The following is a 217-nucleotide window of genomic DNA, read 5'->3' on the forward strand; positions in this document are numbered from 1 at the left end:
CGGCACGCCGGTCGCGGGCCGCGGCGAGGAGGAACTCGACGACCTGGTCGGCTTCTTCGTCAACACCCTCGTCCTGCGCACCGACCTGTCCGGCGACCCGACCTTCGCCGAACTCCTCGACCGCGTCCGCGAGACCGACCTCAACGCCTACGCTCACCAGGACGTGCCCTTCGAGGGCCTGGTGGAGGCGCTCAACCCGACACGGTCCCTCGCACAC

The 217-nt window shown here is 70.5% G+C and carries 1 protein-coding gene; it reads left to right on the plus strand.

All coding sequences use genetic code 11. From position 1 onward, the window contains the following. Positions 1-217, plus strand: a 217-nt coding sequence (locus IO24_RS41860) for a condensation domain-containing protein (protein ID WP_037670191.1), incomplete at both ends; no start/stop codon positions are given.

The sequence above is a fragment of the Streptomyces flavovariabilis genome (assembly GCF_000725785.1).
Lineage (GTDB): Bacteria > Actinomycetota > Actinomycetes > Streptomycetales > Streptomycetaceae > Streptomyces > Streptomyces hawaiiensis.